Origin of the sequence: Waddlia chondrophila WSU 86-1044, from assembly GCF_000092785.1 — a bacterium.
Lineage (GTDB): Bacteria > Chlamydiota > Chlamydiia > Chlamydiales > Waddliaceae > Waddlia > Waddlia chondrophila.
Genome location: NC_014225.1, coordinates 1,127,045 through 1,138,897, shown reverse-complemented (window position 1 = coordinate 1,138,897; position 11,853 = coordinate 1,127,045). Strand labels below are relative to the sequence as shown.

Here is an 11,853-nt window from a genome sequence, read left to right as displayed (position 1 = left end):
TATGCTGCAAGTACCTCTAATCGCTTCTTCACACGATTATTTGATGACTGTCTCAAGAAAGGATCTTTGTCCCCTTGACTATCAAGTCAAAGTTAATCTTCTTGAAAGAGTGTGGAAAGCGTTTCTTAAGATTCTTCGAAATTTTTTGAGATATTTTTCCCTAAGCAGAGAGGCTATGCCTTTTGATCTCTCCAAAAGGCAAATAGGATTGATCCGGAAAGCGCGGGAAGTCAGAGTCGGTTCTTCTCCGCTTGCAAGCAGAGCTGTCGTCCCTAGGAATGTTGCGGGACCTATCGAAGAGATTGCTGAGACAAGGATTGCAGAACACGATCCTACCCTTGAAAAGTTGAAAGAATTTTTACAAAAATTTTCTGGGATCGCCGTCAATGACTGTGCTTATCAGGAGACGATTTCTCCCCGCTTTCCAGAGTGGAAAGAAGCGCTGACTACGCTGGTTAAAGAAATTCCTGATTGGAACGAAACGTTAATTAAGCTGAAAGAGTCTCTGACTCCCTTAATGAATGGTGTGAAGAAAGCGGACGATCCAGCGATTACTTTAATTATTCAGCAGTTGTTGAAGCATTATATCCAGCTGGATAAGAAAACGGTAAAAACAGAGCTATTGGAAAATTTAGAAAACCAAAAATTGGCTGGCAACATTGATGAGATAGAATTTGAAAGAACTGTTGCCTACTTAGATCCTGTTTTATCGTGGCTTTATCACCCTAACAACTGGGTGGTTCAATCTGCTCAGCCGGTGAATCTTCACAATTTCATTTCGGACAGTTTCAGATTTTTAGATACGTTGTCAGCGAAAATTCGAAATGGAGATCTTAACGTTTTTTTTAAAAATATGATCTCGTTTATTGAAAACGATTTTGAAAATTCACTCAAACAAGCATTTGAGCATAATACAAGCCTTATTGCCCGGCTATTTTCCAATAGATTAGCCGATCTCATTGAGCATCTTCCCTACTCAGAAACTTACGCGGATATTTTGAGAAAAATTGTTGAGCACATGGAGGGTTGGATCTCTGCCAATGAGATGAAGAAAGAGCAGGAAAGATTAGTCGATGATGCGATCAAAGCAAACAATGCACATGCAACTAGCGTTAGCGAAATAGACAGGCAACGCACAGCTCAAGAATTTCTGGATTTTGTTCGGGAAGATGGAGGAAGAGACAATTATTTGCATAAGGAATTCTTGCACAAATTTAGTCAGCATGAGGCATGCCATGATGAGATAAAAAAAATTATCGACTCTGACTCTCCTGAAGAAGCGGAGAAAATTAAGAAAAAAGCCTACGAAAATATGGTGGAATTACTTTTTCCAATTTTCCTTCCGGATGAGAAACAGGCGCTTCCTCATGGTTTGGAAACGAAAGTTAATGGGATCTCCAGTGTTCTTGGTCGATTGATTTTTCCCGAAAAAATTGAAATGCTCAAAAACGAGGCGATGCGTGTGTTTGAGGAGATTTTGACGGCAAGCGAGGTCAAAGATCCGGAGAATTTTCGCGTTTATTTCTACTCGTTGATTCATATGATTGCCGTTCAATATGTGCAAACGAAAACTAAAAGTGTATTGGCAAGTGAACTGCAAAAGTTGATGACCAGGCTTTCTACAAAAGAGTATTTGGATTACCTTGCGGTCGAATATATTTTCCCTTCGTTAATCAGAAAAACTTTGGAGGGGTTTGTCAGGGCCCATATTGAACGCAAATCTAACGAAATCGCAATAGCTTTTTATGAAATGTTTAATCAAGATCAAAAGATCGATCTACTGTTGGAAAGCCTTTATCAATCAGTGTGTAAAAACCTTATCGATTTTAATATGGATGAAGCCGAAATCGGTTTCTCTGAATTTGAAAGTATTGTCAAACCGATTCTCTTAGAAATCCATGATTTTATTGAAAACAAAAGAAGGGAGTCGGGCGATGAGATGTTGTCCCTTAATCAGGTAAAAAATGATTTGAATGAGTATTTAAAATGGGAAACTGTACCGGTGAATCACGATTATGGGAAGTTAATCATGCACGCGCTTTTCAAGATAGGGTCTTTTGGGGGATGGTTTTCTGAAAAATTGATCGGCTGGTTTCAAGGAACCCTTAGCGAGACAACCAGTCAAACGATGCATCCGATTAGTAATCATTACAAGCTTCTTGTTGATTCCATCGTCGAGACTGCAAGTCAAAATTTTCTGTCTGTTGAATTTGTCAAGGAGTATTTATTTTCAGAAGAGCTTTCAGTCGAAGAAAAGAGAAGGCAGAAAGAGAAAGTGGAACGCGATCTGCCAAAACAGATACGCCGCATTTCCGCTTTAGCGCATGATACGATCTATCGTTCGCTTGAAGCAAGGTCTATCCCTTTTATTAAGTACTCCACACCAAAGACAGAGAACATTGAAACGATTATTCAAAATGTGTTTACTCGCATTTTTGGGGACGAAAAACTTAACGAGAGCCTATTTCTCTCTTCTGTTGAAATCATTGGAAAATCTTTTCAATCCTCAGTTCAAAGGATAGAATAATAGTCATTCATGGGATCCAATCAATTCGGACAATATTTTCAGGTAACGACATGGGGTGAATCGCATGGAAAAGAAGTTGGCCTTGTGATTGACGGATGCCCTCCAAATATTAAAATTTGCGAAGAGCAGATCAACGACGCATTAAAAAAACGTGCTCCGGGTCGAACTCCATGGACCTCTCCAAGAAAAGAATCCGATCGCGCAGAAATCCTTTCCGGAATATTTGAAGGAAAAACGACAGGACATCCGATCGCCATCCGCATTCCAAATTTGGATGTCAGATCAAGTGCTTATCAGGGAATGGAGAAGATTCTGCGTCCCGGACATGCTAATGCTGCTTATCTTGAGAAGTACGGCATTTACGACTATCGTGGAGGAGGCAGAGCTTCTGCAAGGGAGACTGCCTGCCGTGTAGCTGCTGGCGCTGTTGCCGAGCAGGTTCTTGAAGGCGTGGAGGTTGTGGCGTATCTCAAAGAAGCAGGATCGGTAACAATCGGCAATGTGGATGAGAGCCACTTAGCAAACAGCCCCATTTTTTGCCCCGATCCATACACAGAAGCATCGATGATCTCTATGATTGAACGCACTTTAGAAGAAAAAGATTCAGTTGGAGGAGTTGTAGAGGTAATAGCGAGAAATTTGCCGGCGGGGCTTGGAGACCCTGTCTATCAAAAGTTAGAGGCAAATTTAGCTCATGCGATGCTGTCTATTCCTGCAAGCAAAGGATTTGAGATCGGCAGCGGCTTTCAAGCAGCTAGAATGAAAGGATCTGAGCATAACGACTTGTATACGAGCTTACGCAAGACAGAAACAAATCATGCAGGAGGAACACTGGGAGGAATTTCAACTGGGATGCCTGTTATCTGCAGAGTTGCTTTTAAACCCGCTTCGAGCATTGGAAAAGCGCAAAAAACAGTGACTATCGATGGTGAGCCGGCAATATATGAATTGCCGCAAGGTTCGCGCCACGACCCTTGCGTTGCTATCCGTGCCGTTCCTGTTGTCCGTGCAATGATGCTCATTGTGCTTGCTGATCGTTGGGTCAAGCGTTTTGATAAAAATTAAGCTTTTCTCTAAAATACGAGTTAAAAACCGGCGATTGCAAAATTGCGAACATTGGATTTTTTAGTTGTTGAGCCTCGTCTTGGGCGAATAGTTAAAAAAGAGTAAATGTGCGTGCACTCTTCAAAACTTCCTTCTTTATGAAAACAATTGATTGCGATCGTTTCCATACTGGCAAGGGCTGTTGAATTGAACTCTTCCAAAGAATCGGCAGCATTGTTTATCTGTACCATCAGATCGGCGTAGGCTGTTGGGTCAAGAATCGATCTACCCTCCTGAATGATCGCTTCAAGAGCCCGTATCAAAACATCATTGAGTTCATTCATCTGCATTTCTTCTAAGAATTCAATTCGATATTTTTCTTTTTGCTGTTCGGGAGAAACCAGCCCTGTGTTTTGCTATTCAGTGTTCATCAACGAGTCGGCATATTGAGAGGCTAATTTCTCAAAAATTTTGTTGTTTTTTAGATCGGCCGATAAATGATTCTCCTAATTCCAATCGTTATAAAATTATTATAATTTTTTTAAAATAATTAACTACTATTTAAATCTTTAAACAATCTTTACTTTTAGAGAATATTATAACTTTTTTAAAACTAGTCAAAAAGAAATTATTTTATGATTCCATCAGCTACAGATCCAGTCGACATAAGTCGAGTAAACGAACCTAGTTCTATAAAGAATAGCTGCCCTTTTTTGAAACTGATCTCAAAAATTTGGAATGCGATTAAAAAAATATTCAAAGCGATCAAAAATAAATTCTCTCCCTCCCCTTACAATCTTTCTAAAAAAGATTTAGAACATCTGCAGGCTGCTAAACAGCATAGGCGTTCGGCCTCAAGGCCATCATCTTTATCAGAAACAAATCTTAGCGAACGCAATGTTGAAGTTAAAACAGCAGAGGAAGCTGAATCAACACATGGAGAAGAATCCAGAGTCATTGATGATCCGGTCTATCAAGAATTTGTCAAGGAGTCAATGAACTTTATCAATCTTGCTTTGGAAACGACATATGAAGAGAAAATTGAACCCTTGATTCCTGGGATGAAAGAAAAAATCGATGGGTTGGACTCTATCCTGAAATTTGGTGCCGATGTTGCGATTTCAATTACTAGCGGCGTCTATCGCCCACTGGTTGAAAAACTAGATCAGTTGAGCATCGCTGAAAAGCTGGCTCCAAGTTTGCAACAATTTATTCATGGGCTTTTGAAAGATAAAGATAAAATCAATCAGGAAGATTTTCGTGTACATTTAGAACAGAAATTAACTGATATTACGGATGATAACAAAAATGACGCAATTGAAAAATGCATAACATGGCTATTTAATACAGATCAGGCGGATCCCCTTTTTAAAGGAGGAGACTTTAATAGAAAAAATATTTTTGAAAAAGTTCTAAGAGAAGCCATCCTTCTTCTCGTTGAAAAACGGATTTCAGAATTTAATGAGAAAGTTCATGATCATCTGAAAGAAGATCTCTCTGAAATCATTAAACGGATGGTGGTGCGCAATGGGAGCAAATTAGGAGAAATTGTTCTCAATCGATTGATTGAAGTCATTGATAAAACGCCTTTTACTGAAACGTTTAATGAGATAATCGCATTGTTTGCTGATCAGTCTGCTGCTGTGGTTAGTGCAGAAAATGCTCGTGAAAAGGCGATCGAAGAGGAAAAATCCCGATTAGAAAGATATGATAGAGCTGTTAAAGACAACGCTCGGAGAGATGCAAAGGAGGAAGAGGAAGTTAGGCAGAGTTTCATTCTCCTCCGCACAGACAATCTAGAAGAAACAAAAGAGTTATGGATAGAAGAAGCCGGAATACAAGCAGAGAAACGAGCTAACGAAGAAGTTAGACTGGAGTTTCAGCAACTACAAAAAGAAAAACCAGAATCGTCTGTGTTAAAAATGGGATTGGAAAAATGGAGTGCTCGCGTAGCTGCAAGTGCTCGCGAAAAGGCAGAATCTGAAGCTAGAAAAGAAATTGAAGAGATCTATCATTCAGACGATAACCAGAAAATTGCAACTCTTGAAATGAAAATGCGCGATTTGTGGCTTCAAAAAGTTGGAGAGAAAGCAGCAAAAGAAGAATACAAAAAATTCTTAGTTCAAGGGAAACCATTTTGCCATCCTTGTATAGAGGATCTTGAGCTAGTCAGAGATGAAAAAGAGAAAAAATCCTCAGATATCGTTTCGATAATACTCAATGTTTTAGAATTAGCATTCAAACCGGAAGATGTTGGAGAAAAACATCTGTTCGACGCTTCAGCCAATCGTTTGATGCAGCTCCTCTTTCCACCAGTAACAGTAGTCGATTCAGGGGGAGAATCCCATCAAGTCGACGGATTGCTTTATCTGTTTAATCAAATAGAATGGGGATCAGAGTTCAAGGAAATCTATAAAGAAGCGGCCTTTATTTGCCGCGAAATTGGAGCAACAGACGAGCAAAAGAGGATCGTTAAAGTGATTGAGTCTAGTCAATCAAGAATCGAGCAATACGTGCTGCGCTGGACTAGAAACGAGATCAAATCGACGATTTCCGACTCAATTGCTTCTTTATTTAAAAAAATTGTTGTCCCATCACAAATTGACGAAATGATGGCTTTTGATTTGCTGCCCTCAATACAGGATGCGATGGTTCAATCACTTGTAAAAAACCTCATTTCCGATAAAATTGCCGTCTATTCTCCAATGTTCGCAAAAGTGATCGATTCAGAAGATGAAAAAGAAGAGGTACGAAGCGCTTTAATTAAAGAAATTTTATTAAAGATAAAGGAAAATCTCAACAGCTCTGAGTTTGAAGATGAGAGATTAAACAAACTTATCGAAGAGCAGGTGATGGAGCTGGAAGCGGTTTTAGAGGATTTTCTATCGGAAAGAGAGGCTGCAGATGAGGAGGACAGAGAAGTTATCATTGGATCCGCATTAAAAGACATCTTCAAGAAAGAGTATCACGGAGGTAATGCCCGCTATGGAGATCTTGTCATTAATACGGTGTTTAAGCTAGGAAAATTGAGCAGTATTGCCGAATATTTCGCAGATTGGTTTAAAGGAATCTTATCAAGAGAAATTTCCTCTGCAACGCATGAGCTGCAAGATTCTCCAAGATATCTCCTGAAAATCGCTACTCAGAAAATTCATACAAGCTACCCAACAAAAGATGCCGTTAAAGACTTGATCTACAAACCTGCTGAGGTGATCCCAACAGAGGATACGAAGAAAAAGCTAGATGAAGAAATAAAAAAAACAGCCGGAATTGCTCATGATTTTCTTTTCTATTTATCAAAGCAGCAATCTTTTATTTCGCGAAAGGCGATCCAATTGGTGATCGGTTCAAATCCTAATCATCTCGAAGAGGTGGTTAACCGTATCTACCAGAAGATGTTCAGCAATCCTCTTTATACTCAAAATCTTATCGTTAGAGTTCAGGAAGGTGTTGCCAAAGCTCTGCAAAAAGGTGGAGAAGCTTTAGATTCAATTCCTAAGGAAATTCCTGTCGACCATGTCCCTTCAATGATCCCCTCTTTTGTGTTTTCTTGAAAAAATAATTATATTTTTTTATAATGAAAAAAGAGGAAGCTCATTCAAATAGAACCTAGGATAGCTTCTTTTTTATTGTTTCTTAACAATGCATTGGAGGAGAGAAATGGATTTATTAGATTTAAAAAAATTAGCCTTGCTTGGAATTGCTGGAGGCGTATTGATGGCGGCAAGCGGTCACCATCCTGTATTTGCTGACGGTCAAGGAGGTTCAGGAGGCATTGATAAAGAGGCCAATGGCTGCAGTGGCGGCAATGGTTGCGAAGGTGTAGAAGACGATTCACCAGATGATGGTGAATAGCCTTTAACCGGTCTTTATTAACAAGAAGCCAAATTTGGCTTCTTGTTTTTTTTTATCCGAAAAATATAAAAGATTGATATCGCAGAGCAAGTTGAGATAGATTCATGAGAAATCGAGATATTCCCAAATTAGGGATCGGTTTGGGATTGCGCATCCCGCATTATACAGATATTTTGACAAAGCGCCCCCCTGTTGATTGGTTTGAGATCATCAGTGAAAACTTTATGGTTGAAGGAGGTAAAGCATTAGTCAATCTGGAAAAATTTCTTGAAACCTACACAATTGTCCAGCATGGGGTCTCTTTAGCCATCGGAAGTCCGACGCCTTTAGATTTTGATTATTTGAAAAAATTAAAGGCGCTTACGAAAATGACTCGAACCCCCTGGGTTTCCGACCACCTTTGCTGGGGACAGACACCGGGTGGGCATTATCACGACCTGCTTCCCCTCCCCTATACTAAAGAGGTTGCCGATTATGTCGCTGAAAGGGCTCGCATTGTACAAGATTATCTCGAACTTCCTTTTGCGTTGGAAAACCTTTCCTCTTATGTCTCCTATCAGATTGACGAAATGCCGGAGTGGGAATTCTACACGCGTATTGCAGAAAAATCAGACACCTTTTTCATGCTTGATGTGAATAATATTTACGTATCTAGCCGCAATCATGGATTCGATCCAAGGGAATATTTCAATAATATTCCTTTAGACCGCGTTTTGCAGATCCATATCGCCGGCCACAATGACAAAGGGGAATATGTACTGGACACGCATGACCATCCAGTAAGAGATGAGGTTTGGAAAATCTATGCGGATGTTTGGCCCAAAACAGGAGGGGTATCCACTCTATTAGAATGGGACAATAAGATTCCTCCTTTTCAAAAAACATGGGAAGAGGCGTTAAAAGCCAAACAGTTCCAGAGGAACCTAGAGATGGAATTCGCATGAGCTACGATCCTAATGTTCCTAAAAAGTTAAAAGAGTTGCAAACCTGGTTTGCAGAAGTGATCACTCGGCCGATCAATGAGAAATTCATTTCTTCTAATGACCGGCCAATTGAGAAATATATTAAGCCTAGCCCAACTTTAAAACCTGAAAAAAGAATTGAGATTTACCATCAGCAATATTGGTGGCGGCTGCTTAGTGCGATGCAGTCAACCTACACAATGGCCACCCGAATGCTTGGCTACAGAAAATTCAACAAGTTGATTGCAATCCCTTACCTTAAAACTTATCCCTCGGAACACTACTCAGTTTCTCATATCGGTGACCGCCTTTTAGAATGGATGGAGACATGGTATCAAGAAGATGATAAGCCGATTCTTATTGATTCGATTGCAATTGACGACGCGATGCACAAGGCCTTTTTTGAAACTTCTTTTCCCTCAATTACAGAGGGAAGCAGCTCTGAAGAGGCGCTGTTTAAACTGGCAATGCTACAGCCTTATGTCGTTCTTTTTAAAATAAATCATGACCTTTTTAATTTTCGGAAAGAAATTCAGGGCAAAGATCCTGATTACTGGTCGAGCCATCACTATCCCGGTTTAAAACACGCATTATCGGAAGAAAACGGCCATTTTCCGAGATTAGCTAAAGAGAGGATTTATTATTTTATTGTTTACCGCAGCCCTTTAAACCATGTCAAATGGAAAGAAATCTCCGAAGTTGAGTATGCCCTTCTTTCGCTTTTCAAAAAACCGATCAGCATTGAGCAAGCATGCAAATGGTTATCAGAGCAAGGCAGAGAATATCTGCCCGATGCGGCTCAACATCTCCAGAAATGGATTCAGGAGTGGATCGCTATGCAGTGGCTTAGACAACCAAATTAAGCAGCTTATCGGGGACGAAAATCACTTTTCGGATCTCTTTTCCATCCAGAAACTTAACGACGTGAGGATCGCTGACAGCATACTCCATTAAATCTTCTTTGCTCAACCCTTTATCCATCTCCAGCCTGCCGCGCACTTTGCCATTGACCTGCACGACATAGGTTACCCTATCGTTTTTGAGGTATTTGGGGTCAACTTCGGGCCAGAGACAGCGGGAAAGTTCTTCTTTAAATCCCAGCATCTCCCATGTCTCTTCAGCTAAATGGGGAGCAAAAGGCGCCAAAGTTTGTATGGCCATTTTCATCACAGAACGTGGGTAAGCCTCCAGCTTTGAGAGATCGTTCATAAATTCCATGAAACGCGCAACAGAGGTATTAAAAGACATTTGTTCAATATCCTTGGAAACATCATGAACAAGCCGATGGCCGAGTTTAAGCGCATCTTCATGGTCAATATCGGTGACTTTATCCGAAGCGCACGCATCGTAAAACCTTTGCAGGAAGCGTCGACAGCCATTGACAGCATCTGTGTTCCACACCTTTTCCTTGTCCAGGGGCCCCATAAACATTTCGTAGAGTCTCAATGCATCGGCGCCATATTCAGCAATGATCTCATCCGGAACCACTCCGTTGAGCTTGGATTTAGACATCTTTTCAATCTGACTGGTTAACTCCTCCCCTGTTTCTTTATGGAAATAGGCGCCATCTTTTTCTTTTACTAAAGCTGTCGGCACGTAGTTGTTGCCGCTATCCTTAAATGAACGGGAGACGATTAATCCTTGGTTTCTTAAAGATTGAAAAGGTTCCGGCGTGCTGACATATCCGGTATCATAAAGCACTTTATGCCAAAATCGAGCGTACAATAGATGGAGAACTGCGTGCTCGACTCCGCCGACGTAAAGATCGACAGGCATCCAATAATTTTCCGCCTCGCGGCTCCAGGCTTCATCGTGATTATGCGGATCGCAAAATCGAAGATAATACCAGCAGGAACCGGCCCATTGCGGCATGGTGTTTGTTTCCCGTTTTGCCTGCTGGCCGCTTTTCGGATCGGCGATATTTACCCAATCATCCACTTTGGCAATTGGACTTTGGCCGTCGCCTGCAGGTTTAAAATCTGAAAGATTCGGTGGAGTCAAAGGAAGTTCGTCCAATTCCAAAACCCGTTTCGTTCCGTCAGCTAGATGAAGAATAGGAAACGGCTCTCCCCAGTAACGCTGCCTTGAGAAAAGCCAGTCGCGCAGCTTATAACTGACGGTTTTTTTTCCATACCCTTTTTTCTCCAGCCAAGCAAGCATTTTTTCAACCGCTTCTTTGACTCGAAGACCGTTGAGAGAAACCTCTTCATTTGCACTATTAATGCAAACTCCCTCTCCCTCCCAGCAATGCTTGCCGGCAATCACCAGCTCTCTTAGTTCGTCATGTGAAAGCGTTTCAGGCACAAGTTCGGGATGCGATTCGATATTGGGATCAAAAACAGGAATCACTTCGAGATGATGAGCACGTGCAAAATCGAAATCCCGCTGGTCATGGGAAGGCACTGCCATGATTGCGCCAGTGCCGTATCCGATGAGCACGTAGTCGGAAATCCAAATTGGAATCTCACGGCCGTTTGCCGGATTGATGGCATAAGCTCCTGTAAACACACCCGTTTTCTCACGGCTGAAGTCGGTGCGATCCATGTCGCTTTTCATCGCTGCTTGTCTTTGATATGTTTCCACAGCCTCCTTGCACGAGTCGGCAGCGATTTCTGAAACCAATGGATGTTCAGGCGCTAAAACCATATAGGTTGCGCCAAATAAGGTATCGGGACGAGTTGTGAAAACAGATAAGAGGTGTTTTGTCCCATTCACAGGAAACTTTACTTGTGCACCCTCGCTTCTGCCGATCCAATTTTTTTGCAGCCGTTTCAGACTTTCCGGCCAGTCCAGAAGGTCGAGATCTTTCAACAGCCTGTCTGCGTAATCGGTGATTTTCAGCACCCACTGCCTAAGAGGCCGTCGGATCACTTCATGTCCGCCCTCTTTCGACTTGCCTTCCTCAACCTCTTCGTTAGCAAGAACAGTTCCAAGAGCAGGACACCAGTTTACTGGCATCTCTGCTTCATAAGCCAGCCCTTTTTCAAACAGTTTCGTGAAAATCCACTGGGTCCACTTATAGTATGTCGGTTCGTGTGTGCCAAATTCCCTGTCCCAGTCGTAGCTGAATCCCAAAGATTTCAGCTGTTTTCGAAAGTTGGCGAGATTTATTTCTGTTGTCTCCGCCGGGTGGGTGCCAGTGCGGATTGCATGCTGCTCTGCCGGCAGGCCAAAACTATCCCATCCCATCGGATGGAGGACATTAAATCCCAGCTGCCTTTTATAACGAGCCAAGATGTCGGTTGCGGTATATCCCAAAACATGGCCAACATGCAGCCCTGCACCGGAAATGTAGGGAAACATGTCCAGGACGTAATATTTCGGTTTGTTCGGATCGACGTCAACTTTGAATGTTTTCTCTTTTTCCCAATGCTCCTGCCATTTCTTTTCGACAGCTTGATGATTGTATTTCATTTCTGACCCTGTTTTTTTACCAGTAGTATGAAGAAACTCTGAATATTTTTG

At 41.6% G+C, this 11,853-nt stretch carries 8 protein-coding genes; 6 read left to right on the top strand and 2 right to left on the bottom strand.

Annotated features, from left to right (window positions below; all coding sequences use genetic code 11):
- The first annotated feature begins 1 nt into the window (after window position 1).
- Both WCW_RS05105 and aroC read left to right on the top strand, forming a co-directional pair.
- On the top strand, window positions 2-2,527 hold the full coding sequence (locus WCW_RS05105) for a hypothetical protein (RefSeq protein WP_013182128.1): 2,526 nt from the start codon (window positions 2-4) through the stop codon (window positions 2,525-2,527).
- A 9-nt stretch (window positions 2,528-2,536) separates the two neighbouring features.
- Window positions 2,537-3,592 (top strand): chorismate synthase, encoded by a 1,056-nt coding sequence (aroC, locus tag WCW_RS05100; RefSeq protein WP_013182127.1) that lies wholly within the window; start codon window positions 2,537-2,539, stop codon window positions 3,590-3,592.
- Window positions 3,593-3,612: 20 nt separating this feature from the next.
- On the opposite strand, the gene WCW_RS05095 is transcribed toward aroC, so the two are convergent.
- Window positions 3,613-3,915 (bottom strand): hypothetical protein, encoded by a 303-nt coding sequence (locus WCW_RS05095; protein ID WP_041941539.1) that lies wholly within the window; start codon window positions 3,913-3,915, stop codon window positions 3,613-3,615.
- Window positions 3,916-4,206: 291 nt separating this feature from the next.
- On the opposite strand from WCW_RS05095, the gene WCW_RS05090 reads away from it, so the two are divergent.
- The 4 genes from WCW_RS05090 (at window position 4,207) to WCW_RS05075 (ending at window position 9,251) form a co-directional block, all read left to right on the top strand.
- Window positions 4,207-7,125: a hypothetical protein gene (locus tag WCW_RS05090; protein ID WP_013182125.1), complete on the top strand. Its 2,919-nt coding sequence runs from the start codon at window positions 4,207-4,209 to the stop codon at window positions 7,123-7,125.
- A 106-nt stretch (window positions 7,126-7,231) separates the two neighbouring features.
- Entirely contained in the window at window positions 7,232-7,426 is a 195-nt protein-coding gene (locus WCW_RS05085; protein ID WP_041941537.1) for a hypothetical protein, read from the top strand.
- Window positions 7,427-7,530: 104 nt separating this feature from the next.
- On the top strand, window positions 7,531-8,370 hold the full coding sequence (gene bufB, locus WCW_RS05080) for an MNIO family bufferin maturase (RefSeq protein WP_013182123.1): 840 nt from the start codon (window positions 7,531-7,533) through the stop codon (window positions 8,368-8,370).
- Window positions 8,367-9,251 (top strand): HvfC/BufC N-terminal domain-containing protein, encoded by an 885-nt coding sequence (locus tag WCW_RS05075; protein ID WP_041941536.1) that lies wholly within the window; start codon window positions 8,367-8,369, stop codon window positions 9,249-9,251. The genes bufB and WCW_RS05075 overlap by 4 nt, the downstream gene beginning before the upstream one ends.
- Here the strand turns inward: WCW_RS05075 and leuS are convergent.
- Entirely contained in the window at window positions 9,235-11,802 is a 2,568-nt protein-coding gene (leuS, locus tag WCW_RS05070) for a leucine--tRNA ligase (protein ID WP_013182121.1), read from the bottom strand. The genes WCW_RS05075 and leuS overlap by 17 nt on opposite strands.
- Between the last annotated feature and the right edge of the window lie 51 nt (window positions 11,803-11,853).